This window comes from Pseudomonas veronii (genome assembly GCF_001439695.1).
In the GTDB taxonomy this organism is placed as follows: Bacteria; Pseudomonadota; Gammaproteobacteria; order Pseudomonadales; family Pseudomonadaceae; genus Aquipseudomonas; species Aquipseudomonas veronii.
In genome coordinates, this window is the sequence record NZ_JYLL01000003.1 from 216,432 (window position 1) to 241,287 (window position 24,856).

24 protein-coding genes are annotated in these 24,856 nt (G+C 60.3%); 9 read left to right on the forward strand and 15 right to left on the reverse strand.

Annotation, left to right across the window (positions count from 1 at the left end):
- Window positions 1–91 precede the first annotated feature (91 nt).
- The 4 genes from TU80_RS05340 to TU80_RS32595 all read right to left on the reverse strand — a co-directional run bounded on the left by TU80_RS05340 (window position 92) and on the right by TU80_RS32595 (window position 4,566).
- Window positions 92–1,186 (reverse strand): polyamine ABC transporter substrate-binding protein, encoded by a 1,095-nt coding sequence (locus tag TU80_RS05340; RefSeq protein ID WP_046385153.1) that lies wholly within the window; start codon window positions 1,184–1,186, stop codon window positions 92–94.
- A gap of 207 nt (window positions 1,187–1,393) precedes the next feature.
- Entirely contained in the window at window positions 1,394–2,758 is a 1,365-nt protein-coding gene (locus tag TU80_RS05345) for an aspartate aminotransferase family protein (RefSeq protein WP_017845081.1), read from the reverse strand.
- Window positions 2,759–2,816: 58 nt separating this feature from the next.
- A complete protein-coding gene (locus tag TU80_RS05350) occupies window positions 2,817–4,175 on the reverse strand; it encodes a glutamine synthetase family protein (RefSeq protein WP_017845082.1) in 1,359 nt (452 codons plus the stop codon).
- 118 nt (window positions 4,176–4,293) lie between these two features.
- A complete protein-coding gene (locus TU80_RS32595) occupies window positions 4,294–4,566 on the reverse strand; it encodes a glutamine amidotransferase (RefSeq protein WP_126585162.1) in 273 nt (90 codons plus the stop codon).
- Window positions 4,567–4,844: 278 nt separating this feature from the next.
- Between TU80_RS32595 and TU80_RS05355 the strand changes: the two genes are divergently transcribed.
- Together TU80_RS05355 and TU80_RS05360 are read left to right on the forward strand one after the other, a co-directional pair.
- Complete coding sequence (locus tag TU80_RS05355; protein ID WP_026139798.1) at window positions 4,845–6,221, forward strand: glutamine synthetase family protein; 1,377 nt, start codon at window positions 4,845–4,847, stop codon at window positions 6,219–6,221.
- A 232-nt stretch (window positions 6,222–6,453) separates the two neighbouring features.
- Window positions 6,454–7,095 (forward strand): TetR/AcrR family transcriptional regulator, encoded by a 642-nt coding sequence (locus tag TU80_RS05360; RefSeq protein ID WP_057003982.1) that lies wholly within the window; start codon window positions 6,454–6,456, stop codon window positions 7,093–7,095.
- Window positions 7,096–7,275: 180 nt separating this feature from the next.
- Here TU80_RS05360 and TU80_RS05365 read toward each other — a convergent pair whose 3' ends face one another.
- From TU80_RS05365 to argE, 10 genes are all read right to left on the reverse strand, one after another.
- On the reverse strand, window positions 7,276–7,491 hold the full coding sequence (locus TU80_RS05365) for a TOBE domain-containing protein (RefSeq protein ID WP_017845085.1): 216 nt from the start codon (window positions 7,489–7,491) through the stop codon (window positions 7,276–7,278).
- A 28-nt stretch (window positions 7,492–7,519) separates the two neighbouring features.
- Window positions 7,520–8,326, reverse strand: coding sequence for an aliphatic sulfonates ABC transporter ATP-binding protein (gene ssuB / locus TU80_RS05370; RefSeq protein WP_046381714.1), 807 nt, complete (start codon window positions 8,324–8,326; stop codon window positions 7,520–7,522).
- Window positions 8,323–9,111 (reverse strand): aliphatic sulfonate ABC transporter permease SsuC, encoded by a 789-nt coding sequence (ssuC, locus tag TU80_RS05375; RefSeq protein ID WP_046381713.1) that lies wholly within the window; start codon window positions 9,109–9,111, stop codon window positions 8,323–8,325. The genes ssuB and ssuC overlap by 4 nt, the downstream gene beginning before the upstream one ends.
- A gap of 9 nt (window positions 9,112–9,120) precedes the next feature.
- The gene (ssuD, locus tag TU80_RS05380) at window positions 9,121–10,269 is read right to left on the reverse strand and encodes an FMNH2-dependent alkanesulfonate monooxygenase (protein WP_057003983.1); all 1,149 of its coding nucleotides are present in this window, start codon (window positions 10,267–10,269) and stop codon (window positions 9,121–9,123) included.
- 25 nt (window positions 10,270–10,294) lie between these two features.
- Window positions 10,295–11,263 carry a sulfonate ABC transporter substrate-binding protein gene (locus TU80_RS05385; protein WP_046381711.1) on the reverse strand — a complete coding sequence of 323 codons (969 nt, stop codon included), beginning with the start codon at window positions 11,261–11,263 and terminating at the stop codon, window positions 10,295–10,297.
- A 93-nt stretch (window positions 11,264–11,356) separates the two neighbouring features.
- Window positions 11,357–11,950 carry an NADPH-dependent FMN reductase gene (ssuE, locus tag TU80_RS05390; protein WP_017845090.1) on the reverse strand — a complete coding sequence of 198 codons (594 nt, stop codon included), beginning with the start codon at window positions 11,948–11,950 and terminating at the stop codon, window positions 11,357–11,359.
- A gap of 319 nt (window positions 11,951–12,269) precedes the next feature.
- Window positions 12,270–12,908, reverse strand: a complete 639-nt coding sequence (locus TU80_RS05395) for a peroxiredoxin (RefSeq protein ID WP_046381710.1) — start codon at window positions 12,906–12,908, stop codon at window positions 12,270–12,272.
- Window positions 12,909–13,181: 273 nt separating this feature from the next.
- Complete coding sequence (locus TU80_RS05400; protein ID WP_057003984.1) at window positions 13,182–14,531, reverse strand: OprD family porin; 1,350 nt, start codon at window positions 14,529–14,531, stop codon at window positions 13,182–13,184.
- A 734-nt stretch (window positions 14,532–15,265) separates the two neighbouring features.
- Window positions 15,266–16,564: an amino-acid N-acetyltransferase gene (gene argA, locus TU80_RS05405; RefSeq protein ID WP_017845093.1), complete on the reverse strand. Its 1,299-nt coding sequence runs from the start codon at window positions 16,562–16,564 to the stop codon at window positions 15,266–15,268.
- A 133-nt stretch (window positions 16,565–16,697) separates the two neighbouring features.
- Window positions 16,698–17,846 carry an acetylornithine deacetylase gene (gene argE / locus TU80_RS05410; protein WP_057003985.1) on the reverse strand — a complete coding sequence of 383 codons (1,149 nt, stop codon included), beginning with the start codon at window positions 17,844–17,846 and terminating at the stop codon, window positions 16,698–16,700.
- Between the two features lie 158 nt (window positions 17,847–18,004).
- Here argE and TU80_RS05415 point away from each other — a divergent pair, with 158 nt between their 5' ends.
- Window positions 18,005–19,372, forward strand: a complete 1,368-nt coding sequence (locus TU80_RS05415) for a CYTH domain-containing protein (RefSeq protein WP_017845095.1) — start codon at window positions 18,005–18,007, stop codon at window positions 19,370–19,372.
- A 72-nt stretch (window positions 19,373–19,444) separates the two neighbouring features.
- On the opposite strand, the gene TU80_RS05420 is transcribed toward TU80_RS05415, so the two are convergent.
- A complete protein-coding gene (locus TU80_RS05420; protein ID WP_046381706.1) occupies window positions 19,445–19,915 on the reverse strand; it encodes an Lrp/AsnC family transcriptional regulator in 471 nt (156 codons plus the stop codon).
- A gap of 127 nt (window positions 19,916–20,042) precedes the next feature.
- Between TU80_RS05420 and TU80_RS05425 the strand changes: the two genes are divergently transcribed.
- The 6 genes from TU80_RS05425 (at window position 20,043) to TU80_RS05450 (ending at window position 24,832) form a co-directional block, all read left to right on the forward strand.
- Window positions 20,043–20,381, forward strand: coding sequence for a hypothetical protein (locus TU80_RS05425; protein ID WP_017845097.1), 339 nt, complete (start codon window positions 20,043–20,045; stop codon window positions 20,379–20,381).
- A gap of 80 nt (window positions 20,382–20,461) precedes the next feature.
- Window positions 20,462–22,144 carry a GspE/PulE family protein gene (locus TU80_RS05430; protein ID WP_057003986.1) on the forward strand — a complete coding sequence of 561 codons (1,683 nt, stop codon included), beginning with the start codon at window positions 20,462–20,464 and terminating at the stop codon, window positions 22,142–22,144.
- A 77-nt stretch (window positions 22,145–22,221) separates the two neighbouring features.
- Window positions 22,222–23,142: an SPFH domain-containing protein gene (locus TU80_RS05435; protein WP_046381704.1), complete on the forward strand. Its 921-nt coding sequence runs from the start codon at window positions 22,222–22,224 to the stop codon at window positions 23,140–23,142.
- 10 nt (window positions 23,143–23,152) lie between these two features.
- Window positions 23,153–23,599 (forward strand): NfeD family protein, encoded by a 447-nt coding sequence (locus TU80_RS05440; protein WP_017845100.1) that lies wholly within the window; start codon window positions 23,153–23,155, stop codon window positions 23,597–23,599.
- 69 nt (window positions 23,600–23,668) lie between these two features.
- Window positions 23,669–23,983: a DUF2388 domain-containing protein gene (locus TU80_RS05445; protein WP_003176799.1), complete on the forward strand. Its 315-nt coding sequence runs from the start codon at window positions 23,669–23,671 to the stop codon at window positions 23,981–23,983.
- A gap of 183 nt (window positions 23,984–24,166) precedes the next feature.
- Window positions 24,167–24,832: an outer membrane protein gene (locus tag TU80_RS05450; RefSeq protein WP_046381703.1), complete on the forward strand. Its 666-nt coding sequence runs from the start codon at window positions 24,167–24,169 to the stop codon at window positions 24,830–24,832.
- The last annotated feature ends 24 nt before the right edge of the window (window positions 24,833–24,856 follow it).

A 24,856-nucleotide genomic window follows, 5' to 3' on the forward strand; every position in this document is an offset into this window, starting at 1 on the left:
CGAAGAACTCACAGGCAACGCGGGCGACCAGAGGCGCTGCGTTATCGTTGACGATTTTCGCGAGCAAGCTCGCTCCTACAGGTTTCCTCGCTTATTTGCCCGATTTGATTTTGGTCCAGCTACGGGTCATTTCACGCTGAGTCGCCGCCGGCAAGTCGGCAATGGCATACAGCTTGGCTTGCACGTCCGCTGGCGGGTAGATGCCTGGGTCGCTGGTGATGTCTTTGTCGACCAATGCGGTGGCTTTCTCGTTACCGTTCGGGAAACGCACGCTGTTGGTGATCGCAGCCATGACTTTCGGCTCGAGCAGGTAGTTCATGAACTTGTAGGCCGCTTCGACGTTTTCGGCATCTTTAGGGATGGCGACCATGTCATAGAAACTGCCGGCGCCTTCCTTCGGAATGTCATACGCCACTTTGACCTTGCCACCGGCTTCAGCCGCGCGGGATTTGGCCTGCTGGATGTCACCCGAGTAACCCACGGCTACGCAGATGTTGCCGTTGGCCAGGTCGGAGATGTACTTGGACGAGTGGAAGTAGCCGATCGAAGGACGGATCTTCAGGAACAGGTCTTCAGCTTGCTTGAGGTCGGCTTTCTTCTGGCTGTCGGTCGGCAGGCCCAGGTAATGCAGCGCGATCGGCAGCATTTCGGTTGGCGAATCGAGGAAGCTCACACCGCAGCTCTTGAGCTTGGCGATGTTTTCCGGCTTGAGCAGGATGTCCCACGAATCGATCTTGTCGACGCCCAGCGCGGCCTTGACCTTCTCCGGGTTGTAACCGATGCCGATCGAACCCCACATGTACGGGAAAGCGTGCTTGTTGTCCGGGTCGCTGACCGACACGGCCTTGAGCAGCGACGTGTTCAGGTTTTCGTAGTTGGACAGCTTGGACTTGTCCAGCTCCTGGTAGACGCCGGCCTTGATCTGCTTGGCGAGGAAGTTGTTCGACGGTACGACGATGTCGTAACCGGACTTGCCTGCCAGCAACTTGGCTTCAAGGGTCTCGTTGCTGTCGAATACGTCGTACACCACTTTGATGCCCGACTCTTTTTCAAAGTTGGCGATGGTGTCCGGAGCAATGTAGTCGGACCAGTTATAGACGTGCAGCACTTTATCGTCTGCCTGGGCCGCGCCCGCCATTGCGCCCATCAGGGACAACGCGAGGAGGGTCTTGCCAGCGTTCTTCAAACCTAATGCCTTCATTTGGTGATGCTCCAATTTTCTTTTTTGGGCCGCAGCATGCTTCATCGATACACAGCTGTTCGGCAGCCCGTCGAAGGGCAGCAAAACAGGACAACAGTCTGGCAACTTAGGGGGCCGGCTTTCAACTAACCCCCCACTTTTATAACTGCCCGAACGCAGCACCCGAGAGTCACTGCGTTCTGAGCCTAGCACTTAGCCCTGCAATGCCGCCAAAGTCAGGTCCAGGCAATGACGAGCCTTGGTCACCAGCTCGTCGATTTCGGTCTTGCTGATCACCAGCGGCGGCGAAATGATCATGGTGTCACCCACGGCGCGCATGATCAGGCCATTCTCGAAGCAGAAGGTTCGGCAGATCATGCCAACACCGCGGCCTTCGTAACGCTTGCGCGTCGCTTTGTCCTGAACCAGTTCAATCGCACCGAGCATGCCGACACCACGCACTTCACCCACCAACGGATGATCAGCCAGCTCCCTCAGACGTTTCTGCAAATACGGTGCCGTTTCATCATGCACACGCTTAATAATTTGTTCATCGCGCATGATGCGGATGTTTTCCAGAGCGACCGCCGCGGCCACCGGGTGACCGGAGTAGGTGAAGCCGTGGTTGAAATCGCCGCCTTCATTCAGCACCGCCACCACCTCGTCGCGCACGATCAGGCCACCCATCGGGATGTAGCCCGAGGTCAGGCCCTTGGCGATGGTCATCATGTCCGGCTTGAGGTCGTAGAAATCGCTGCCGAACCACTCGCCGGTACGGCCGAAACCGCAGATCACCTCGTCGGCGACGAACAGGATGTCGTACTTGGCGAGGATTTCCTTGATGCGCGGCCAGTAGCTGTCCGGCGGCACGATCACGCCACCGGCGCCCTGGATCGGCTCGGCAATGAAGGCGCCGACGTTGTCCACGCCCAGTTCCAGAATCTTCGCCTCCAGCTGGTTGGCGGCCCACACACCGAACTCTTCGGGGCTCATGTCGCCGCCTTCGCCAAACCAGTACGGCTGGGCGATGTGGACGATGCCCGGGATCGGCAGATCGCCCTGCTCATGCATATAAGTCATGCCGCCGAGGCTGGCGCCGGCCACGGTGGAGCCGTGGTAGCCATTCTTGCGGCTGATGATGATTTTCTTGTTCGGCTGGCCCTTGATCGCCCAATAGTGGCGGACCATGCGCAACATGGTGTCGTTGCCTTCGGAGCCGGAACCGGTGAAGAACACGTGGTTCATGCCGGCCGGTGCAACGTCGGAGATCGCCTTGGCCAGTTCCAGTACCGGCGGGTGGGCGGTCTGGAAGAACAGGTTGTAGTACGGCAGTTCTTTCATCTGCTTGGCGGCGGCGTCAGCCAGTTCATCGCGACCGTAACCGATCGCCACGCACCACAGGCCGGCCATGCCGTCGAGGATCTTGTTGCCTTCGCTGTCCCACAAGTAAACGCCGTGGGCTTTAGTAATGATCCGTGGGCCTTTCTCTTTCAACTGCTTGAAGTCGCTGAACGGCGCCAGGTGGTGATCACTGCTCAAGGCTTGCCATTCACGGGTTTGCGGGTTGTTGCTGGACATACCAATCTCCTAGACTTTTCAGTGGAGGGCGCGCCGTTCAACGGGCGCGCCCGGCGCATCAGACGGCGAAGAGCAGGAACTCCCGCTCCCACGAACTGATCACGCGCTTGAAGTTTTCATGCTCGGCCCGCTTGACCGCGACGTAGCCAGTGATGAATTTGTGACCCAGGTATTTCTCGATGGTCTTGCTGTTTTCCATACGTTCCAGGGCGTCTTCGATGGTCAACGGCAGGCGCAGGTTGCGCCGCTCGTAACCACGGCCGACGACCGGCGCGCTTGGGTTGTGCCCTTCGACCATGCCGATGTAGCCGCACAACAGGCTGGCGGCGATCGCCAGGTACGGGTTGGCGTCTGCGCCCGGCAGGCGGTTTTCCACGCGACGGTTCTGCGGGCCGGCATCCGGTACGCGCAGGCCGACGGTGCGGTTTTCTTCGCCCCACTCCACGTTCACCGGCGCCGAAGTGTCCGGCAGGAAGCGGCGGAACGAGTTCACGTTGGGGGCAAACAGCGGCAGCAATTCGGGGATGAATTTCTGCAGGCCACCAATGTGGTTGAGGAACAGTTGGCTCATGGTCCCGTCTTCATTGGAGAAGACGTTCTTGCCGGTGGCGATGTCGATGATGCTCTGGTGCAGGTGCATCGCGCTGCCGGGCTCGCCGGTCATCGGCTTGGCCATGAAGGTGGCGGCCACGTCGTGCTTGAGCGCGGCTTCACGCATGGTGCGCTTGAACACCAGGATCTGGTCGGCCAGGGACAGCGCGTCGCCGTGACGGAAGTTGATTTCCATCTGCGCCGTGCCGTCCTCGTGGATCAGGGTGTCGAGGTCCAGCTCCTGCAGTTCGCACCAGTCGTAGACGTCCTCGAACAGCGGGTCGAATTCGTTGGCCGCTTCTATAGAGAACGACTGCCGACCGGTTTCCGGGCGCCCGGAACGGCCGATCGGCGGTTGCAGCGGGAAGTCCGGGTCTTCGCAGCGCTTGGTCAGGTAGAACTCCATCTCCGGCGCCACGATCGGCTGCCAGCCTTTGTCGGCGTAGAGCTTGAGGACTTTCTTGAGCACGTTGCGCGGCGACAGCTCGATCGGGTTGCCTTGCTTGTCGTAGGTGTCGTGGATCACCTGGGCGGTAGGCTCGATGGCCCACGGCACCAGGAACACCGCGTTCTGGTCGGGGCGGCAGATCATGTCGATGTCGGCCGGGTCGAGCAATTCGTAATAGATGTCGTCTTCGACATAGTCGCCGGTCACGGTCTGCAACAGAACGCTCTCGGGCAGGCGCATGCCTTTCTCGGCGATGAACTTGTTGGTCGGCGAGATCTTGCCCCGGGTGATACCGGTGAGGTCGCCAATCATGCATTCGACTTCTGTGATCTTGTGGTCTTTCAACCAATCGGTGAGCTGGTCGAGGTTGTTACTCATAAATGCCTCTGGGCTGGGTTTCCTGACGTTCATTAAAGGTCAGGCGTCGGTTGACGCATCGGCGTCGCTGGTTCATCAGAGTGGGAGCTTAACCGCCATTTGGGGTGCCGTTGCACTCCTAAAGCAAAAGGCTTGCCTCCCGTGCAGGATAATGAGCGGCAACCGCAAAAAAGGCAGGACCGGCGTCATGAAAAGGGTGAGTACAAGAAAATGAACGGGGCACGCGAACAGCGTCCTGGCCGTCAAGAATAATGGCCGGATCGAAGGGGCTTATCGGGGATGGAATCATCAATGGGAATGCGCGTTCGCAACATTCGACACGGATCTGAAAAGCATGCAGACCGACCTGTTTCGCGCAGGTGGTGATGCCGATTAACGGCAGGCCAGACATGAAGCACCCCGGTATTATTGCTGTTATGGGTTTAAATCGAGCTTAGCCTTGTTCATTTTTTTACACAACACCCCCGTAAAAAATACAACACGGCCCGCTCAAGCCTGCTAGTCCCAAGCCGGGCAACCGAGCAAAACCGCCCCAAAAAGCCCCAAAAAAGCCCTCATGGCGCTTTTTTGGGGCAAAAAAGGCCTCGCTTGACTTCGGCATGCCGTTCGGGTTGACTGAAACCTGAAAAGATCAATGATTGATATTTTTAACAACAAAGGTGTTGCATCATGTCGGTACCCCCGCGTGCCGTTCAGCTTAACGAAGCGAACGCGTTCCTTAAGGATCATCCTGAGGTTCTGTACGTAGACCTTCTAATTGCGGATATGAATGGTGTGGTGCGCGGTAAGCGCATCGAACGCACCAGCCTCCACAAGGTTTACGAGAAAGGCATTAACTTGCCTGCCTCTTTATTTGCCCTGGATATCAACGGCTCAACGGTGGAAAGCACCGGCCTGGGCCTGGACATCGGTGATGCTGACCGAATCTGTTATCCAATCCCCGACACCCTGTGCAATGAACCTTGGCAAAAGCGCCCGACCGCGCAACTGCTGATGACCATGCACGAAATTGAAGGTGAACCTTTCTTCGCCGATCCGCGCGAAGTACTGCGTCAGGTTGTAAGCAAATTCGACGACCTCGGTCTGACTATCTGCGCTGCCTTCGAGCTTGAGTTCTACCTGATCGACCAGGAGAACGTGAACGGCCGCCCACAACCGCCCCGCTCGCCGATCTCCGGCAAACGCCCGCACTCGACACAGGTCTACCTGATCGACGACCTCGACGAATATGTCGACTGCCTCCAGGACATCCTGGAAGGTGCCAAAGAGCAAGGCATCCCGGCTGATGCCATCGTCAAGGAAAGTGCCCCGGCGCAGTTCGAAGTGAACCTGCACCACGTGGCCGACCCGATCAAGGCCTGCGACTACGCGGTACTGCTCAAGCGCCTGATCAAGAACATCGCCTACGACCATGAGATGGACACCACCTTCATGGCCAAGCCTTACCCAGGCCAGGCAGGCAACGGTTTGCACGTACACATTTCGATCCTGGACAAGGACGGCAAGAACATCTTTGCCAGCGAGGATCCCGAGCAGAACGCCGCATTGCGTCACGCGATCGGCGGTGTGCTGGAGACCCTACCCGCCCAAATGGCGTTCCTGTGCCCCAACGTCAACTCCTACCGTCGTTTCGGCGCACAGTTCTACGTGCCGAACTCGCCGTGCTGGGGCCTGGACAACCGCACCGTGGCGATCCGCGTGCCGACCGGCGCGGCCGACTCCGTGCGTATCGAACACCGCGTGGCCGGTGCCGATGCCAACCCCTACCTGCTGATGGCTTCGGTCCTGGCGGGCGTACACCACGGCCTGACCAACAAGATCGAACCGGGCGCGCCAGTGGAAGGCAACAGCTACGAGCAGAACGAACAAAGCCTGCCGAACAACCTGCGCGATGCCCTGCGCGAGTTGGACGACAGCGAGGTGATGGCCAAGTACATCGATCCTAAATACATCGATATCTTCGTCGCCTGTAAGGAAAGTGAGCTGGAAGAGTTCGAACACTCCATCTCCGACCTTGAGTACAACTGGTACCTGCATACCGTGTAAGCGCTGGTTGCACTGAAAAAACGTCGCAGGCCTTTGGTCTGTGGCGTTTTTTTATGGGTTGCTTTTGGTAGACCGAGTTGGCCGCCATCGGGAGCAAGCTCCCTCCCACATTTGAACGAGTTTTCCTGAAGAAACCGGTTCGAGTGTGAGAGGGAGCTTGCTCCCGATGGCGGCCTGGCAGACAACACCGGCTCCTGCTCATACAATGCCCGCTGCCTTGTAGGAGACTTCCATGACCACCCGCCCCGCCGCCCCTCGCAAACCCCGCGCCCGCAGCCAGGCCCGGATCGACGCGATCCTCGACGCCGCCCGCACGTTGCTGGCGTCCGAAGGTGTGGCTGGTTTGTCGATCTACAGCGTGGCCGAGCGCGCACAGATTCCGCCATCGTCGGTGTACCACTTTTTCGCCAGCGTGCCGGCGCTGCTGGAAGCGTTGACCGCCGACGTCCATGCGGCATTCCGCGCCGCAATCCAGGCGCCCATCGCGCATGATTCACTCAAGTATTGGCGCGACCTGTCTTACATCGTCGAACAGCGCATGCTCACCATCTACAGCAACGACGCCGCCGCCCGCCAGCTGATCCTGACCCAGCACGGGCTGACCGAAGTGAATCAGGCCGACCGCCAGCACGATCTGGAGTTGGGTGACTTGATGCTGGCCGTATTCAACCGGCATTTCGAAGTGCCAACCCTGCCCGCCGATGTGGACGTGTTCGCGCTGGCGCTGGAATTGAGTGATCGCGTGTATGCGCGTTCGGTGCATCAGCATGGGCTGATCACGCCGCGCATGGCCGAGGAAGGCATGCGCGTGTTCGATGCGTATGTGGGGCTTTATCTGCCGGCGTATTTGCCCAAGCGGGGCGCCACTGTCTGATGGATGTGTTGTCTGGCAGGGCCTCATCGGGAGCAAGCTCCCTCCCACATGTGACCGAGTTTTCCTGAAGAAACCGGTTCGAATGTGGGAGGGAGCTTGCTCCCACATGTGATCGAGTTTTCCTGAAGAAACCGGTTCGAATGTGGGAGGGAGCTTGCTCCCGATAGCGCCCTCAAGTGATCACAACTTGGCGATCGACACCTCGGTGGATTTGACGAAGGCAATCACCTCGCTGCCGATCACCAGCTCCAACTCCTTGACCGAACGGGTGGTGATCACCGACGTCACGATCCCGGACGCGGTCTGCACGTCGATTTCCGAGAGCACGTCGCCTTCGACGATTTCCTTGACGGTGCCTTTGAACTGGTTACGCACGTTGATGGCTTTGATAGTCATGTCGTTTTTCCTTCATGGGACAAGTGAGTTATTGCGCCCACCGCAATTGCGTAGGCAACGGTGAAACGGGTTCGGGTTCCGGCGGGGTGCCGGGCAGCGACAGCACACGGTTGAGCACCTGCGCTTCGAGCGCGGCCAGGCGATGCGAGCCTCGGGCGCGTGGACGCGGCAGGTCGACAATCAGGTCGAGGCCGATTTCGCCGTCTTCGATCAGGATCACCCGGTCGGCAATGGCCACGGCTTCGCTGACGTCGTGGGTTACCAGCAACACGGTGAAACCATGCTTCTGCCAGAGGCTTTCGATCAGTTGCTGCATCTCGATGCGGGTCAACGCATCCAGCGCGCCCAACGGCTCATCGAGCAACAACAGACGCGGCTGATGAATCAACGCACGCGCCAGGGCCACACGCTGCTTCTGGCCACCGGACAAGGCCGCCGGCCACTCATTCGCACGCTCGGCCAGGCCGACTGCTTCGAGCGCTTCCAGCGCCTTGGGACGCCAGTTGCCCTTGAGGCCGAGGCCGACGTTGTCGATGATCTTTTTCCACGGCAGCAGACGCGCTTCCTGGAACATCAACCGCGTGTCTTCGATCGCCGCGCCAAGCGGCGCGGAGCCGGCCAGCAGCTCACCGCTGCTGGCCTTGTCGAGGCCGGCGAGCAGGCGCAGCAAGGTACTTTTACCGCAGCCACTGCGGCCGACCACGGCAACGAACTGGCCCGCCGGAATATGCAGGTCGATGCCCTTGAGCACTTCCCGCGCGCCAAAGGCCTTGCGCAATTTGCGCACCGCCAGGGGAATCCCCTTCAGCAGGCGCGGAGGTTGTTGAGCGGTCATGCCGCACCTCCTTTATTCACTTGATAAGCCGGATGCCAGCGCAGCCACACACGCTCCAGGCCGCGCGCTGCGAGGTCGGCCAGCTTGCCGAGAATCGCGTACATGACGATGGCCAGCACCACCACGTCGGTTTGCAGGAATTCACGGGCGTTCATCGCCAGGTAACCGATACCGGAACTGGCCGAAATGGTTTCCGCCACGATCAGCGTCAGCCACATGAAGCCCAGGGCAAAACGCACGCCCACCAGGATCGACGGCAGCGCGCCCGGCAGGATCACCTGGCGGAACAGGCTGAAGCCGGACAAGCCGTAGCTGCGCGCCATTTCCACCAGCGCCGGGTCGACGTTGCGGATGCCGTGGTAGGTGTTGAGGTAGATCGGGAACAGCGTGCCGAGGGCGACCAGGAAAATCTTCGCGGTCTCGTCAATGCCGAACCACAGGATCACCAGCGGGATCAACGCCAGGTGCGGCACGTTGCGGATCATCTGCACCGAGCTGTCCAGCAGGCGCTCGCCCCACGTCGACAGGCCGGTGATAAAGCCCAGGGCCAGACCGATGCTGCCACCGATCACAAAACCCAGGCCCGCGCGCCAGCCGCTGATGGCCAGGTGCGTCCAGATTTCACCGCTGCGTACCAGGTTGACCCCGGCCTCGATCACCGCGCTCGGCGCCGGCAGAATCCGCGTCGACAACCACCCCGCCGACACCGACAACTGCCACACCGCCAACAGCAACACCGGCAGCACCCAAGGCGCCACGCGATGGCTCAGTTTTTCCACATTCATGGCGCCACCTCAGCTCTGTGACGCCGCTTTGGGAAGGATGTCGTTGGCGACCATCTCGCCGAACGGGCTCACGTAGCCGGCACTTTTCGGCAACTCGGGGCGTTCGATATCCAGGTGCGGGAACAGCAACTCGGCGACGCGATACGATTCTTCCAGGTGTGGATAACCGGAGAAGATAAAGGTGTCGATGCCCAGCGCCGCGTATTCCTTGACCCGCGCCGCAACCGTCGGGCCATCGCCCACCAGCGCGGTGCCGGCCCCGCCGCGCACCAGGCCGACGCCGGCCCACAGGTTGGGGCTGACTTCGAGGTTGTCGCGGCTGCCGCCATGCAAGGCCGCCATGCGCTGCTGGCCGACCGAATCAAAGCGCGCCAGCGAGGCCTGGGCGCGGGCGATGGTGTCGTCGTCCAGGTGCGAGATCAGTTTGTCGGCGGCTTTCCAGGCTTCATCGTTGGTTTCGCGCACGATCACATGCAGACGAATACCGAAGCGCACCGTGCGCCCGAGTTTCGCGGCCTTGGCCCGCACCTGTTCGATTTTTTCCGCAACCGCGGCCGGTGGCTCGCCCCAGGTCAGCACCATGTCCACCTGTTCGGCCGCCAGGTCCTGCGCGGCTTCGGAAGAGCCGCCGAAGTACAGCGGCGGACGCGGTTGCTGGATCGGCGGGTAAAGCAGTTTGGCGCCTTTGACGCTGATGTGTTCGCCGTCGTAATCCACGGTTTCGCCTTCCAGCACACGACGCCAGATGCGGGTGAACTCCACCGAGGCCTGGTAGCGTTCTTCGTGGCTGAGGAACAGACCGTCGCCGGCCAATTCTTCCGGGTCACCGCCGGTCACCAGGTTGAACAGCGCACGGCCGCCGGACAGGCGATCGAGGGTCGCGGCCTGACGCGCGGCCACCGTCGGCGAAATGATCCCGGGGCGCAGCGCGACCAGGAACTTCAGACGCTGGGTCACCGGGATCAGCGAAGCGGCCACCAGCCACGAGTCTTCGCAGGAACGCCCGGTGGGGATCAGCACCCCGCCGAAGCCAAGGCGGTCGGCCGCCTGGGCCACTTGCTGCAGATAACCGTGGTCGACGGCGCGAGCGCCTTCGGCGGTGCCAAGGTAATGACCGTCGCCGTGGGTAGGCAGGAACCAGAAAATAGTGAGGCTCATGGAGTTGTCTCCTGAAGAAGTCGGATTACGGCGCGTTGGCCACGGCGGCAGGTGGAGTCCAGATCACGTCCTTGATGCTCAAGGGTTTGGGGATCAATTTGAGTTGGTAGAAGCTGTCGGCAATCTTCTGCTGCGCGGCTACCACCGCCGGGGTCAGGAACAGCGCGCCATAGCCCTGGCGTTTCACCGAGGTCAGGGTGATGTCAGCCGGCAGGCCGAGCAGCGGCGCGACCTGTTCGGTGACTTGCTGCGGGTTGGCCTTGGACCACTCGCCCACCGCGCGCACTTCTTCCACCAGCGCCTTGATCACTTCGGGGTGTTTTTCGGCGTAGGGCCTGGTGGCCAGGTAGAACTGGTGGTTGTCGGCAATCCCGCTGCCGTCACGCAAGGTGCGGGCTTGCAGTTGTTTCTCGGCGGCGGCCTGGTACGGGTCCCAGATGACCCAGGCGTCTACGCTGCCACGCTCGAACGCGGCACGCGCATCGGCGGGCGGCAGGAACACGGTCTGCACATCGGTGTATTTCAGGCCGGCATCTTCCAGGGCCCGCACCAGCAGGTAGTGAACGTTGGAGCCCTTGTTGAGCACGACTTTCTTGCCCTTGAGCTCGGCCACCGATTTGATCGGCGAGTCTTTCGGCACCAGGATCGCTTCACTGGTCGGCGCCGGCGGTTCGTAGGCCACGTAGAGCAGATCGGCACCGGCGGCCTGGGCGAATACCGGCGGGGTTTCGCCAGTGACGCCGAAGTCGATCGAGCCGACATTCAGGCCTTCGAGCAATTGCGGGCCGCCCGGGAACTCGGTCCACTGCACCTGCACACCGTCGGCGGCCAGGCGCTTTTCCAGGGTGCCCTTGGCCTTGAGCAGCACCAGGGTGCCGTATTTCTGATAGCCGATCCGCAGGGTTTCGGCAGCGTGGGCTTGAACAATGGCGCCGAAGGACACAGCCGCAGCAAACAGTGCGACCAGACCACGACGCAAGATGACAGTGAGCATGGCGCTCTCTCCAAAAATGCGATTGGGGGGTTGGCTGCACCTGCTTGGCCGTTGGCGGCTGAGTAAGGTGAGTACTTCGTGAATCGGTAAGGCTTAAATGCTCCAGCGAGCACTCAACAAACGTTCATTCAACACATGCGGGTCCAGCGGTTTCGGGCGACGGGCCATGGCGGCGTAGAAAGTTTCCAGAGCCTCGCTCAAGCGTTGTTCGAGGACCGGCACCAGTTGCGCCTGGGCACTGCCCTCGCCGTAAGCGATCTGGCTGTCTTCGGCAAAGATCCCGTGGAGCAATTCCTGGGCTTTGAGCGCCGACAGCACCGGCTTCAATGCGTAGTCCACCGCCAGCATGTGGGCGATGCTGCCGCCGGTGGCGATGGGCAATACCACCTTGTGGGCCAGGGCGCGTTCGGGCAGCAGGTCGAGCACGGTTTTCAGCGCGCCCGAGAACGAGGCCTTGTACACCGGCGTGGCGATCACCAGGCCGTCGGCATTGGCCACTTGTTGCAACAAGTCGATGACTTTGGGGCTGTCGAAGCGCGCATGCAGCAAGTCTTCGGCCGGGAAGTCCCGTATCTGATAACTCACCACTTCCACGCCCTGCTGTTGCAGCCACTGACGGGTTTTATCCAGCAAGACCCCGGAGCGGGAACGCTGACTGGGACTGCCTCCAAGTGTTACGACCAGCATGTAGGAAATTCCTTTAGCAAGTGTCGGCGGTTCGCTGTGTGGCGATGGCGCCAAGATGGAACAGACCATATCAGCAGATTTATATATCCATAAATCTTATTTTTTCATTTGTTTATTCCTTAAAAGAATAAACCATCCATCAATCGCCAGGCGAAAAAAAAGGCCGTCGAAACGGCCTCAAAACCCCTGCCATGTGAGTACACAGCGTCTATCTGTAGGAGCGAGCCTGCTCGCGAAAACCGTCAACGATGACGCAGGCTTTCTGGATGTCCGCAGTAACCGCGCATGCTTCGCGAGCAAGCTCGCTCCTACAGGTAATTCAGCGATTGGGTTGCGGTGTCAGCCGCAGATACGGCTTCACCGCCCGGTACCCTTTGGGAAAGCGTTTCTTGATTTCTTCCTCGTCCTTGAGCGACGGCACGATCACCACTTCATCGCCGTCCTGCCAGTTGGCGGGCGTGGCAACTTTGTAGTTGTCGGTCAGTTGCAACGAGTCGATGACCCGCAGGATTTCGTGGAAGTTGCGCCCGGTGCTGGCTGGGTAGGTGATCGTCAGGCGGATTTTCTTGTGCGGGTCGATCACGAACAAGGAACGCACGGTGAGGGTGTCACTGGCGTTCGGATGGATCAGGTCGTAGAGGTCCGAGACCTTGCGGTCGGCGTCGGCCAGGATCGGGAAGTTGACGACCGTGTTCTGGGTTTCGTTGATGTCTTCGATCCACTTGAGGTGCGAGTCCACCGGGTCTACCGACAGGGCGATGGCCTTGACGCCACGCTTGGCGAATTCGTCCTTGAGCTTGGCGGTGAAGCCCAGCTCGGTGGTGCATACCGGCGTGAAGTCCGCCGGGTGGGAAAACAGCACACCCCAGCTGTCGCCCAGCCACTCGTGGAAACGAATCTTGCCGGCGCTGGAATCCTGTTCGAAGTCGGGGGCGATGTCGCCCAGTCTTAGGCTCATGGTGTGGCTCCTGATGAGTGCTTATGGAGCCCACTGTGCATGGATTACGGATTATTTAAAAAGAATAAATATCGATTTATTTAGACGATATAGGAATATTAAAAATGTGTTCACTGGACCTTGAAACAGGCGAGAGTCAACATTCCGTCCAAGGTTCGAGAAGGCCTTGAGACGCTGTAAAAAGAGGGGTTCAGGAAGGGCTTGCGGGGGTTGAGCCCGACTTGAAAAGCAAGACACCTTGCCCGGCATTGCGCCGGGCAAGGTTTTACAGGCTTACAACAGTGGGATCGAGTAGCTGACGATCAGGCGGTTTTCGTCCTGGTCGCGAGTCGCAACGTCGGTGCGCCACATAGCGTTTTTCCAGGCAACACCGAGGTTTTTCAGTGGGCCTTGTGGAATAACGTAAGCCAGGCTGATGTCACGTTCCCATTCAGACTTGTCACCAGTGGTGGTCTGAATGTTGGTGCCTTTCAGGTAAACCACACCCGCGGTCAGGCCAGGCACACCCACTTGGGCGAAGTCATAAGCGTAACGCGCTTGCCAGGTACGCTCGCCGGCACGGGCGAACTTCTGGATTTGCATGTCGGTAGTGATGCTGGCCGACGAACCGTCACCTTGGTTCAGCCAAGGGAAGTCACTGTCACCCTTGGTGTACTGATAACCGCCACCGAAGGTGTGGCCGCTGACCGAGTACAGTGCCAGGTAGCTGTACAGGTCGTTGTCGACCTTACCGCTGGTAACCGGCTTGGCGCCATCGTTGTAGTAACCGCTGGTGTAGTACGCAGAGTTGTTAGCGTTCTCACCGTTGTCGCGGCTGCGGTAGTAGCGCAGGTCACTTTTCAGCACGCCCGGGCCGATTGCCCAGTTGTGTACCAGGCCCAGGAAGTTCTGGGAGTAGAAATCTTTCAGCTCGCCGAAGTAGTACGAAGCGGTCAGATCCTTGGTGATCTTGTAGTCGGCACCGGCGTAGTAGAACTTGTTGCTGAATTTGCCGGTGTCATAGTTGGAGCTTTTGTTCGCGCCAGCAATCGACAGGTTTTCGTTGTTGCTGGAGTTACGGCCCTTGGCCGACTCGATTTGACCAGCGGTCAGAGTCAAGTCTTTGATTTCGTTAGAAACGATCTCGCCGCCCTGGAAGGTCTGAGGCAACAGGCGACCGTCGTTGGTCTTGATCACCGGGTTGTTTGGCTGCAGGGTGCCCAATTTTGCCACGGTCTGGGAAATCTTGATCTTACCGGTCAGACCCAGGCTAGCGTAGTCGTCGACAGCCTTGTTGCCGTCGCTTGGGAAGACGGTGCCGCCGGACGCAGTGCCGGTGTAGTTGCCGTGGTCTGCGCGGCTGGAGTCCAGACGCAGGCCGTACAGGCCAATGGCGTCAACGCCGAACTGAACGGTACCTTGGGTGAAACCCGAGATGAAACGCAGATCGAAGCCTTGGCCCCATTCGGCGTTCTTGCTACGGGTGTTCGAGGTAGACGATGGCTGGCCATCACGGTTGTCAGTGTTGATGTAGAAGTTACGCAGGCCCAGTGTGGCCTTACTGTCTTCGATAAAACCGGCGGCGCCTGCATGCTGGGCGATTGCCCCGAGTGCTACAGCCAATGCCAAGGTGGACTTCTTCATGTACCGCTCCTCTCATTTCTAATTTTTGTATTTCTTTGGTCTCAGGTCTAACGCCGGAGATCCACAGATGCGCGATTAGCGCCAGATAGTGACCGCCAAGTCAATCGTAACCTTGTGTGTCTACTACCTTCGTCTAATCGCAGTTTGTTTGGTCCTTGCAGGGTAATGAATTTTTCATACACCCAAAAAGAATTATTTCATTCTTTTTCATATGCTTTTGGAATAAGTCTCTGCATAAAGCAAGACGCGTCAGCATAGACGAACCTTTGCACAAGCTAATTCCTAAAAGGCATTTCTTGATCGCTTTTTAGATCTTTTTAGCTGAACGCACCGTCACATACGTCACCCAGGATCAAAAAGGCGACGCCATCATGGCCAAACGCCCATCTTCCCGTCAATTTGTTACAGTTTTTGTATCGCTAATATTTCATGCCGGCCTGAGAGCCGCTGATCGAGCCGTCTGGCAGCGAAAGCTTCGCGCAATTTATCCCTCTACGCCTTGATCGTATCGGCTCAAAATCAAGAATCCTTAAACTTTAGTAGGGGGCACGGGTGGCACGATGACGCACCCCGGGGTTTGATCGGCCACGTCATCGCTACGCCCTTCGCCCGTGGGACGTACCGATCTTCGAAGTGACGAGCTGGTTTGGCGGCGAACGCATCACCTCGGGTTAACGCAACGACCGAGGCCTGCATCGCAGGCAAACCAGCTCAGAGGCTGGGAGGGCGGGGTATTACAGGGCCTTCTCGAAAATCTTCGAGTTACGCTGATAGTTGTACAGCGATGCCCGCGCCGAAGGCAGGCGATCCACGCTGCTGGGCACAAAGCCGCGCTCGCGGAACCAGTGCGCCGTGCGCGTGGTGAGCACGAACAGGGTCTTCAACCCCTGCGCCCGGGCGCGCGCCTCGATGCGCTCGAGCAGTTCATCGCCGCGCCTGCCGTGGCGATACTCCGGGTTGACTGCCAGGCACGCCAGCTCCCCCGCGTCCGAATCGGCGATCTGATACAGCGCCGCGCAGGCGATGATCATGCCTTCGCGTTCGACCACGCTGAACTGCTCGATCTCGCGCTCCAGCACTTCCCGCGAACGGCGTACCAGGATGCCCTGCTCTTCCAGCGGGCTGATCAGGTCGAGCAAGCCGCCGACGTCTTCGATCGCCGCCTCGCGCACCAGCTCGAATTGTTCCTGGGCCACCAGCGTACCGCCGCCATCACGGGTGAACAGTTCGGTGAGCAACGCACCGTCTTCGACATAGCTGACGATATGGCTGCGGCCTACCCCGCCCCGGCAAGCTTCGGCAGCCGCATCGAGCAATTCAGCCTGGTAGTTGCTGCCCAGGCGTTGCAGATGCGCCGGCACTTGTTGCGGGCGCAGTTCACGCACCAGGCGGCCATTTTCATCGATCAGGCCAGGATCGGCACCGAACAGCAGCAACTTATCGGCGGCCAGGTCGATGGCGGCGCGGGTGGCGACGTCTTCGCAGGCCAGGTTGAAGATCTCGCCGGTGGGCGAATACCCCAGGGGCGACAGCAGCACGATGGAGCGCTCGTCCAGCAGGCGATTGATGCCTTTGCGGTCGACCCGACGCACTTCGCCGGTGTGGTGGAAGTCCACGCCTTCGAGCACGCCGATCGGGCGCGCCGTCACCAGGTTGCCGCTGGCCACGCGCAAGCGCGAGCCCTGCATCGGCGACGAGGCCATGTCCATCGACAGGCGCGCTTCAATGGCGATGCGCAGATGGCCGACCGCATCGATCACACACTCCAGCGTGGCGGCATCGGTGATGCGCAGGCCGTTGTGGTAAACCGGGTTGAGCCCGCGCGCTTCAAGGCGCGCTTCAATCTGTGGGCGCGAACCGTGGACCAGCACCAGTCGCACTCCCAGGCTGTGGAGCAGCACCAGGTCGTGGACGATATTGCCGAAGTTCGGATGATCCACACCGTCGCCGGGCAGCATGACCACAAAGGTGCAGTCGCGGTGGGCGTTGATGTAGGGCGAAGCGTGACGAAGCCAATTGACGTAGTCGGGCATGGAACCTGGGCCTGTAATAAAAAGCAGCCGAAAAAGGATGAGTCGTGAAAACGCACAGCAGGCTGATGGTTATCGTCGGAACAGGCTTGGCAACACGCTCGCTCTCCTTATGTACGCATGGGCAGGGATTAATTTATGCAGGTGTCAGGCAGTAATGTTCGATCAGTTCCCGCAATAGACGCACTGTAGGCGTCAAGCGTGACATTTCGAGGTACTCGCCCGGCTGGTGGGCGCAGGCAATATCGCCAGGGCCAAGCACCAGGGTTTCACAACCAAGGCGCTGAAGATAAGGCGCTTCGGTGCCGAACGCTACTGCTTCGGCGCGATGACCGGTCAATTGTTCGGCGACCCGCACCAGCTCTGCGTCTTCGGCCTGCTCGAACGGCGGCACTTCGGCGAACAGCGGCGCATAGTCGATCTTCACCTTATGGCGCTCGGCCACTGGTTCGAGTTTCTGCCGGATCGCCGCGCGCAGCACCTGCGGGTCCATGCCGGGCAAGGGCCGCAGGTCGAACTCCAGGGAACACTGGCCGCAGATGCGGTTGGGGTTATCGCCGCCGTGGATGCAACCGAAATTCAGGGTCGGTTGCGGCACGCTGAACTGCGGGTTGCGGTACTCGCGCTGCCAGGCCAGGCGCAGGCCGCGCAGTTCGCCGATGGCATCGTGCATGGCTTCCAGCGCACTGTGGCCCAGGCGCGGGTCCGACGAATGACCGCTGCGGCCGAGGATGTCGATGCGCTCCATCATCACACCTTTGTGCAGGCGGATCGGCTTGAGGCCGGTCGGCTCGCCGATCACCGCCGCACGCCCCAGCGGACGCCCGGCCGCCGCCAATGCACGGGCGCCGGACATCGAGCTTTCTTCATCGCAGGTGGCAAGGATCAGCAACGGCTGCTTGAACGGTTGGTCGAGCAGCGGCAACACCGCTTCGATGGCCAGCGCGAAAAAACCCTTCATGTCGCAGCTGCCCAATCCTACCCAGCGACCGTCGACTTCCGTCAACTTGAGAGGGTCGGTCTTCCACAGCGCGGCGTCATACGGCACGGTATCGCTATGGCCGGCCAACACCAGGCCGCCGGGGCCCGTGCCGAAACTGGCGAGCAGGTTGAACTTGCCGGGGCTGACGGGCTGGATGTCGATGGCGAAGCCCAGATCGCCCAGCCAGCCGGCGAGCAGGTCGATCACCGGGCGGTTGCTCTGGTCGAGAGACGCTTGGGTGCAACTGACCGACGGTGTGGCAATCAAGGCGGCGAATTGCTCTTTCATGGACGGTAACGGCATGCGCGGTCTCCCTACTTCCCGGATGAACCTCACTATAGAGGCATCTGCACGACACAATAAACCGTTGCGGCGCGTTGCCGGGCTCAGTCCTGTACACTGCACGACCTTGGCAGCCACTCTTTTTCCCGGCTGCGCTCCCGATCCTGGATTTTCCGGCCATGCAGAAAGAAACCGAAATCAAGCTCCGCGTCAGCCGCGAAACACTCGCCGCGCTGCGTGAGCACCCGCTACTGAAAAAACGCAACAAAAGTGGCTGGGAACGCCGTGAGTTGATGAACCAGTACTTCGACACCCCCGAGCGCGACCTGGCCAAGGCCAAAGTCGCCCTGCGTTTGCGCAAGGACGGTGACGACATTATCCAGACCCTCAAGACCCGCGGCCAAAGCGTCGCCGGCTTGTCGGAACGTAACGAATACAACTGGGAATTGCCCAAAGCCAAGCTCGACGTGAAGAAACTCGACGGCGAATGCTGGCCCGAGGAACTCGCCGAGCTGGACAAAAAGACCCTCAAGCCGATCTTCACCACCGACTTCGTGCGCGAACGCGCCGAAATCGCCTGGGGCCGGGGCAAAGCCAAAGTGGTGATCGAAGCCGCACTGGACCTGGGCCATGTAGTGGCCGGCAAGCAGAAAGAAGAAATCTGCGAACTGGAACTGGAACTGCGCGAAGGCGAACCGGCCGCCCTGCTGGAACTGGCCGCCGAACTGGCCGCCACCCTGGCACTGATGCCATGCGACATCAGCAAGGCCGAACGCGGCTATCGCCTGTATGACGCCAGCAGCTACTCCCTGAGCCTGCCGGCGCCGCAACTGCACGCCGAAATGCCACTGGACGACGCCTTCGCCGCGATCATGTGGCACCTGCTGGGCAGCAGCCAGCGCCTGGCCGAGCAATACCGTTTCAATGGCCACTGGCGCCTGTTGCAGGACTGGGTCGACAACCTCGGCGAACTGCGCGCCCTGCTCGGCAGCCTCGGCCAGGCCGCGCCGCGTCAATCCACCAGCGAACTGCGCAGCGCACTCGATGCCCTGCTGGAAGACTGGCGCCCGCTGGTCCAGGCCGGTGACGACGATGAAGACATTCGCAAAGCCGCGCCGGAGCAATTCGCCGAAGAATTGACCGACGTGCGCTGGGGCCTGTTCTCGCTGAACACCTCCCGCTGGCTGCTGAACCGCACCTGGACCGCCGACCGCAACGTGCGCGGTAACCGTCAGGGCGCCGCGCAAATCACCAACTGGTTGCCACGCCTGCTGGCCGAAGACGCCGTCGCCCTGCAACTGCCGCGCTATCAGCAGCAACCGGAAGACCTCGCCGAGCAACTGCCGCGCATCGAGCGCATCCAGGCCTGGCTGCACCACGCACGCCAGGTGGTGGACATTGCGGAACTCGACCGCCTGTACGGTGAGCTGAACAAGCTGGCGCAACTGGCCAACCAGCCGATCACCGATGAATCGCTGGATGCGCGCATGCATCAGGCGATCGCGGTGTATCAGAACCGTGCCTGGAAGACCCTGCTGCGTCTGTAATATCGCCATCGGGAGTAAGCCACTTCCCACTCCAATGTGGGAGGGGGCTTGCCCCCGATGAGGCCAGCCCTGTCAGCCCAATACTGGCAGGCTAGTGGTGGACTTGATCTCCGACAACGCCACGATCGAATTGACCTCCTGAATCCCCGGCACCATCGACAACTTCTCGAAGAAAAACCGCTCGTAAGCCTCGATGTCCGACGTGACAATGCGCAGCAGAAAATCCACCGCCCCCATCAACACATAACACTCCAACACTTCCGGAAAACCGCGGATCGCCTCGGTGAACTCGGTGAAGTTGGAACGCCCGTGGGCATTGAGTTTGACCTCGGCAAAAATCTGCGTATTGAGGCCGATCTTCTTGCGGTCCAGCAGCGTGACCTGGCTGCGGATCACGCCCTCGTCCTTCAGCCGTTGGATACGCCGCCAGCATGGCGATTGAGACAGGCCGACCTGCTCGGCGATCTGCGCGCTGGAGAGCGAGGCATCCTCCTGCAGCAGGGCCAGGATACGGCGGTCGTAGACGTCCAGCTCGCTGCGCATAGAAATACCTTTAATACGGGTTGTCTTGAATTGATTTGTGCATCTATCGACGAATCAGGCTCATCTTAGATAAGAAATCTCCTTTCGCGAATGTAAGAATTTCTCCAATCGAATCTGGAGAGTCCGCATGCACGCCGTCGAAACCACCTGCCCTGTTACCCGCGTCGATGCGTGGGCCGTCGACAGTGCCCATTGCCAGGCCCATTACCAGATCGTCGCCGAGGCCGAACCCGATGTGCTGTGCCGGGTGCTCAACTATTTCGCGCTGCAGTTCCTGACGCCGCGCCAGGTCAGTGTGAATCGCCAGGACGATGTGCTGACCGTGGATATCGTGATGGATGGCGTGAGCTGGCACCGAGCCCAGGTGATCGGTGAAAAGATTCGAAACCTGATCAGCGTGTGCTCGCTGGAGATGTGGTCGGCTGATTCCGTGCGGCCTCAGGCGCTGGCGGCCGGCGCCCAGTAAAAGCCTGCAATACACGCGCAAGGCAGCGGGTCAGGGGCTGACTAGCCTGGGAATACACCCGGCGCCCCAGGAAAGCCTCAATGTCCGTTGACCAGCGATTGGAATTGCCCCCGTTGTTACCGGCCCTGGTCGAGCAGGGCGTGATCACCCTCGATGTGGCCCGGCGCTTGTCGACGCTGCCGGCCAGCCACACTCAGCATCCCCTGGAATGCATCGCGGCCCAGGGGCCTTGCCTGGAAACCCTGACGCAATGGCTGGCGCGGCACAGCGGGCAGCCTTACCTGCGTATCGACCCGCTGAAGATCGATGTGGCGACGGTGGTGCCGCTGATGTCCCACGCCTTCGCCCAGCGCCACGGCATTCTTGCGGTGGCCGTGGATGCGCAGAGCGTCACGGTCGCCAGTGCCGAGCCTTACGTCACTGCCTGGGAAGCCGGGCTGGCGCAGGTGCTCAAGCGTTCGATCAAACGCGTGGTCGCCAACCCACAGGCCATCCAGCGCTGCATCGGCGAGTTTTATCGCCTGGCGAAGTCCGTCAGCGGCGCCGATCAAACAACGCCCGCGCCGGCACATTTCGAGTTGCTCAACCTCGGCGCCGGCGACCAGGCGCCGGACGCCAACGACGCGCATATCGTCAATATCGTCGACTGGCTGTTGCAGTACGCGTTCGGCCAGCGGGCCAGCGATATCCATATCGAGCCATGTCGCGAGCAGGGCCGCGTGCGTTTTCGCATCGACGGGCTGCTGCATGACGTCTACCAGTTTCCGCCCCAGGTCACGATGGCGGTGGTCAGTCGCCTGAAAAGCCTGGGCCGGATGAACGTGGCAGAAAAACGCAAACCGCAGGACGGGCGAGTCAAGACCAAAAGCCCGGCGGGCGCGGAAGTGGAATTGCGCCTTTCAACCTTGCCCACGGCGTTCGGCGAGAAACTGGTGATGCGGATTTTCGACCCCCAGGTACTGCTCAAGGACTTCGACCAGCTTGGCCTGTCGGCCCAGGACCAGCAACGCTGGCACAGCCTGACCCGCCAGACCCACGGCATCATCCTGGTCACCGGCCCTACCGGCTCCGGCAAGACCAGCACCCTCTACACCACCCTCAAGCGCCTGGCGAGCCGCGAGGTCAACCTGTGTACGGTGGAAGACCCGATCGAGATGGTCGAGCCGGCATTCAACCAGATGCAGGTGCAGCACAATATCGACCTGAGCTTCGCCAGCGGCATCCGCGCACTGCTGCGCCAGGACCCGGACATCATCATGATCGGCGAGATCCGCGACCAGGAAACCGCCGAGATGGCGATCCAGGCCGCGCTGACCGGGCATCTGGTGCTGTCGACCCTGCACACCAACGATGCGCCGAGTGCGATCAGCCGATTGCAGGAACTGGGCATTGCTTATTATTTGATCAAGGCCACACTACTGGGAGTGATGGCGCAACGCTTGGTGCGGCTCTTGTGCCCACGCTGCAAACGCACAACCAGCAGCAACGACACTGAAGCCATCGGGTGCGCGGAGTGTCGTGACAGCGGTTATCGCGGGCGCGCCGGGGTCTACGAAATCATGGTGCTGGACGACGCGCTCAAGTCGCTGATCACCCCCGGCACCGACGTGCAGGCCTTGCGCCGGGCGGCGCTCCAGCAAGGGATGTGCAGCCTGCGAATGGCCGGCATGCACAAGGTCGAAGCCGGGTTGACCAGCCTGGCGGAAATCCTGCGCACCACGCCTGGGGATTCAGAAACAAATCCGTTGGCTGTCGGGCGGTGAAACCCTTCTTATCGCAGACAACCCCGTTACAATCGGCCGAACGTCGTTTCACTGACATCTTCAGATAGGGAATCGCTATGCAGATCGGAACCGTACTGCTTCTTTTCGTGGGATTGGCCATCGCCATCCTGTTCATGGGCTTCAAAGTGGTGCCCCAGGGCTATCAGTGGACGGTCGAGCGCTTCGGCCGCTACACCAATACGCTCAAGCCCGGCCTCAACATCATCATCCCAGTCATGGACCGCATCGGTCGCAAGATCAACGTGATGGAAAGCGTGCTGGATATCCCGCCCCAGGAAGTGATCACCGCCGACAACGCCACCGTGCAGATCGACGCCGTGTGCTTCTTCCAGGTGGTCAACACCGCCCAGGCCGCCTATGAGGTGAACAACCTCGAACACGCCATCCGCAACCTGTTGCAGACCAACATCCGTACCGTACTCGGTTCTATGGAACTGGATGCGATGCTCAGCCAACGTGACGGCATCAACGAAAAACTGCTGCGCACCGTCGACGAGGCCACGGCGCCGTGGGGCATCAAGATCACCCGGATCGAGATCAAGGACATCAGCCCACCCGCCGACCTGATGGCCGCCATGTCGGGCCAGATGAAAGCCGAGCGGATCAAGCGCGCACAGATCCTCGAAGCCGAGGGCCTGCGGGCATCGGCGATCCTGACCGCCGAAGGCAAGAAGCAGGCGCAGATCCTCGAAGCCGAAGGTGGACGCCAAGCCGCGTTCCTGGAGTCCGAAGCCCGCGAACGTCAAGCCGAGGCAGAGGCCCGCGCCACCCAGGTAGTGTCCGAAGCGATCGCCACCGGTAACGTGCAGGCCATCAACTACTTCGTCGCCCAGAAATACATCGACGCGCTGGGCAAACTGGCCTCGGCCAACAACAGCAAGGTGATCCTCATGCCGCTGGAAGCCAGCCAGGTGATCGGCGCTGTCGGTGGTATCGGCGAAATCGTCAAAGCGACTTTCGACAACAAGAAAGGCTGAGGCCATCGCCATGTGGGATTTCCTGCAGCATCTTTCGTTTTGGGATTGGCTGGCACTGGGCACAGTGCTGCTGATTCTTGAAGTGTTCGGCGCCGGCGGCTACCTGTTGTGGATGGGGATCGCCGCGGCCGCCGTGGGCGTGATCAAGTTCCTGGTACCGCCGCTCGGGCTGGAATGGCAACTGCTGCTGTTCGCCGTGTTGTCGATATTGACGGCGGTGTACTGGTGGAAACGCCAGCGCAGCAGCGCCAAGGCCAGCGACCAACCGGGACTCAACGAGCGCGGTTCAGAGTTGATCGGCCATACGTTTGTCGTGCATCAGGCAATTGTGGATGGTCGCGGCAAGATAAAAGTCGGTGATGGCGTGTGGATCGTGACCGGCCCGGACACCCCCGTAGGCGCTCATGTATGCGTGGTTGCACAGGAGGGGACGGTTTTGCAGGTTGAAACTGTTTAGTCAGTGATGGAACTCGATTGGGCTAACTACAATCATAGAGTACAGATAACCCACCCGGAGTCACCCGCCATGCGTCTCAAATATGCTGTCGCCACCCTCGCTGTGCTTTCCCTACCTGTCGGCTCAGCCATGGCCGACAGCTTCTGGCGTAATGTCATCTCGTCGGGCGCCACGACCGGCTCGACGTACCTGACCTTCAAGGACCACAAGCTGGTGGTTGCCGCCCAAGACGACGCAGGCAGCTTCGTTGCCAGCGACGGCGGCATCCGCGGCCCGTACCTGGAAGCCGCCATGCAGAAAGTCCGCGCCGATAACCCTGGCCTCCAGGCCACGGACATGGAATTGGCCAACGCCATCCTCGCGAAAAACGCTGTCACCGAGTAATCCTCGCCCCATAAAGAATGCCGCTTCCCAGCGGCATTTTTTTTGATCATTTCCTACAGTCATCGCCCCCGGGCACTACGCAGATAGTCTATTTTTTCCAGCCGCGGGCAGAGAAGTCCTGTCGAGCCCTCAAGAGCCAGGCAACAAGCTAAGGATTCCTTTTCCATCGAGCGAATCCCTTCCATGCAAAAACTCGCCTACGCGCTGCTGTTCTCTGTGTTCTTTACCCCCCATGCCCATGCAGAAAACGGGTACGGATCGTTGAAGCTCAACCACGCCCGTCAGAACCTCTCCAGCGCCCTGCTGACCAGCCCACGCGTCACCGAACGGGTGGAGGCGCCCGACAGCAGCAAGTCAATCGTCGCCTCTTTCGCCGTGGGTTATGCGTTTGCCGATGGCTGGCGCCTGGAAGGGGAATACACCATGCCGAAGCATTCGACCTTCAAATCCTACTGGGCGCCCTTCAATGCCAACGTCAACAGCCAACAGGTCCACAGCCAGCGCTTGATGCTCAATGGCTACAAGGACATCCCACTCAATGATTGGCTGTCGTTTTACGGCATGGCCGGCGTGGGGGTGGCGCGGATCGACGCCGAGGGCTACCAGACCAACGAGACCCGGCGCTTTGCCAGCCATCGCCAGCACAATTTCGCCTACAGCGTCGGCATGGGGCTGGAGGCCAAGGTCAGCGAACAACTCACCCTCGGCGCGGGTTACCGTTACACCGCCATGGGCGATGTGGAAACCGGCTACAACACCTTCGCCAACCGCGTGAACGCACGGGATGAGCAGCTCAAAGGCAAGCTCAAAGAGCAGAATATGTTTCTGGAAGCGCGCGTGTCCTTCTGACTCGCAGCAGAAAATGCCGCGCTC

What these genes read in the sequence shown, in the direction of transcription:
- TU80_RS05345 (WP_017845081.1), bottom strand. Translation starts at nt 2,758, where the DNA reads ATGTCCAGCAACAACCCGCAAACCCGTGAATGGCAAGCCTTGAGCAGT.
- TU80_RS05350 (WP_017845082.1), bottom strand. Translation starts at nt 4,175, where the DNA reads ATGAGTAACAACCTCGACCAGCTCACCGATTGGTTGAAAGACCACAAG.
- TU80_RS32595 (WP_126585162.1), bottom strand. Translation starts at nt 4,566, where the DNA reads ATGTCTGGCCTGCCGTTAATCGGCATCACCACCTGCGCGAAACAGGTC.
- TU80_RS05355 (WP_026139798.1), top strand. Translation starts at nt 4,845, where the DNA reads ATGTCGGTACCCCCGCGTGCCGTTCAGCTTAACGAAGCGAACGCGTTC.
- TU80_RS05360 (WP_057003982.1), top strand. Translation starts at nt 6,454, where the DNA reads ATGACCACCCGCCCCGCCGCCCCTCGCAAACCCCGCGCCCGCAGCCAG.
- TU80_RS05365 (WP_017845085.1), bottom strand. Translation starts at nt 7,491, where the DNA reads ATGACTATCAAAGCCATCAACGTGCGTAACCAGTTCAAAGGCACCGTC.
- ssuB (WP_046381714.1), bottom strand. Translation starts at nt 8,326, where the DNA reads ATGACCGCTCAACAACCTCCGCGCCTGCTGAAGGGGATTCCCCTGGCG.
- ssuC (WP_046381713.1), bottom strand. Translation starts at nt 9,111, where the DNA reads ATGAATGTGGAAAAACTGAGCCATCGCGTGGCGCCTTGGGTGCTGCCG.
- ssuD (WP_057003983.1), bottom strand. Translation starts at nt 10,269, where the DNA reads ATGAGCCTCACTATTTTCTGGTTCCTGCCTACCCACGGCGACGGTCAT.
- TU80_RS05385 (WP_046381711.1), bottom strand. Translation starts at nt 11,263, where the DNA reads ATGCTCACTGTCATCTTGCGTCGTGGTCTGGTCGCACTGTTTGCTGCG.
- ssuE (WP_017845090.1), bottom strand. Translation starts at nt 11,950, where the DNA reads ATGCTGGTCGTAACACTTGGAGGCAGTCCCAGTCAGCGTTCCCGCTCC.
- TU80_RS05395 (WP_046381710.1), bottom strand. Translation starts at nt 12,908, where the DNA reads ATGAGCCTAAGACTGGGCGACATCGCCCCCGACTTCGAACAGGATTCC.
- TU80_RS05400 (WP_057003984.1), bottom strand. Translation starts at nt 14,531, where the DNA reads ATGAAGAAGTCCACCTTGGCATTGGCTGTAGCACTCGGGGCAATCGCC.
- argA (WP_017845093.1), bottom strand. Translation starts at nt 16,564, where the DNA reads ATGCCCGACTACGTCAATTGGCTTCGTCACGCTTCGCCCTACATCAAC.
- argE (WP_057003985.1), bottom strand. Translation starts at nt 17,846, where the DNA reads ATGCCGTTACCGTCCATGAAAGAGCAATTCGCCGCCTTGATTGCCACA.
- TU80_RS05415 (WP_017845095.1), top strand. Translation starts at nt 18,005, where the DNA reads ATGCAGAAAGAAACCGAAATCAAGCTCCGCGTCAGCCGCGAAACACTC.
- TU80_RS05420 (WP_046381706.1), bottom strand. Translation starts at nt 19,915, where the DNA reads ATGCGCAGCGAGCTGGACGTCTACGACCGCCGTATCCTGGCCCTGCTG.
- TU80_RS05425 (WP_017845097.1), top strand. Translation starts at nt 20,043, where the DNA reads ATGCACGCCGTCGAAACCACCTGCCCTGTTACCCGCGTCGATGCGTGG.
- TU80_RS05430 (WP_057003986.1), top strand. Translation starts at nt 20,462, where the DNA reads ATGTCCGTTGACCAGCGATTGGAATTGCCCCCGTTGTTACCGGCCCTG.
- TU80_RS05435 (WP_046381704.1), top strand. Translation starts at nt 22,222, where the DNA reads ATGCAGATCGGAACCGTACTGCTTCTTTTCGTGGGATTGGCCATCGCC.
- TU80_RS05440 (WP_017845100.1), top strand. Translation starts at nt 23,153, where the DNA reads ATGTGGGATTTCCTGCAGCATCTTTCGTTTTGGGATTGGCTGGCACTG.
- TU80_RS05445 (WP_003176799.1), top strand. Translation starts at nt 23,669, where the DNA reads ATGCGTCTCAAATATGCTGTCGCCACCCTCGCTGTGCTTTCCCTACCT.
- TU80_RS05450 (WP_046381703.1), top strand. Translation starts at nt 24,167, where the DNA reads ATGCAAAAACTCGCCTACGCGCTGCTGTTCTCTGTGTTCTTTACCCCC.